This is a genomic window from Deltaproteobacteria bacterium HGW-Deltaproteobacteria-6 (assembly GCA_002840435.1).
Taxonomy (GTDB): Bacteria; Desulfobacterota; Syntrophia; order Syntrophales; family Smithellaceae; genus UBA8904.
Window position 1 is genome coordinate 1 of record PHAT01000043.1, and the last position, 1,274, is coordinate 1,274.

At 47.9% G+C, this 1,274-nt stretch carries 1 protein-coding gene; it reads right to left on the reverse strand.

Annotated features, from left to right (window positions below):
* On the reverse strand, positions 1-1,274 hold a 1,274-nt coding region (locus CVU71_18690), incomplete at both ends, for a hypothetical protein (GenBank protein PKN16549.1).

Here is a 1,274-nt window from a genome sequence, read left to right on the forward strand (position 1 = left end):
TAGCTTTGGCCGAGATATGGATCACCATGTCTTCGAGGCCGGCGTGTGTCGGAATAAAGGTCACCCTCATGTGGATGGCGTTTCCCGAAGGTCTTGTTAATGTCAGGTTCCCATGCTGAATGGGGGGTTGTCTTGTTCCGCTGAGATTGGCTAATTGCTTCACCTGATCTACTATCATTTCATATTCTTCAATGGTTATTGTCTTGTTTTTCAAACACTGGCCGTCAACACGGATGCGTAAGTGAATTGTTTTGCCCGCAGCATCCGGTTCAAAATGAATATCGGAACCACGACGGTTGTATGCATCATAAATAATATCGGTGAATAAGGGGAGAATATGGGGTTGGGGCACCGACGCAGTAGCTTCAGCGGACGCAGCAGCAGTGGGTTCATCCAGGGTTTCATGATCCACATCCTTTGGAAATATATCCCGAAGGAATATGGCTGCGGCTTGCAATGACTCCTCGGACCGTTTTACTTCCGTGCGATAATGTTTTTGCACAGCGGTTTCAGGGGCTGGTTCAGGTGCCAGAGCCTCAGCCTGTGTGATGCCGGACAAAAAAGTGACGTTTGTTCGGGACGCGTCTTCGGCCTCGGGAACGATCACGCTTTCCGGCTCAATCTGGATAGCCGGCTTCGCGATCGTTTCAGGACGAGTCAAAACTCTTTGATCGGGTACGGGCGGATGCTCTGAAAAAAGTTGTTGGACTGCCGGTTCTGCCTGCATTTCTTCGTCATTTTCTGAATAGTAACGATTAATCAGCCTCAGGATGTCACTGGACAGGGCAACCTCGTAAATAACGGAATCCGTTTCCAGCATTTTTTCGATTTCTCGCCGTTTGGTAAGGTTTGAAGGGTCTTCCACAAGCACATGGATTTTACCCTTCACCACGTTTAGAGGAAACCAGAGCATATCGACCAGTGATGACTTGTCAAGGCTGGAAAGGAGATCTCTGATGACAGGCAAGTCGTCGCTATAGGCTCGAAAGGGAAATGAGAAGTGATCCGACAGTGCCGCGCCTATTTCATCTTTCGAAATATCGTACCGCTGCATTAGAATCGTTGCCAGATCTTCTTTTGTTGTAAAAGATGCCTTTACCGCGTAATTCATTTGCTCGGGAGTGATGATTCCGTCGTGAATCAGCTTTTCATATCTTTCGCTGCGTTTGTGACCGGCCTGGTCAAAGTCCAGCAGCATAAAGAATGCTTTGGCCAGACAGCTTTCGATTTCATCCAGAAAGATGTGAGAGTAATCATCAATGGTATCGCCATTT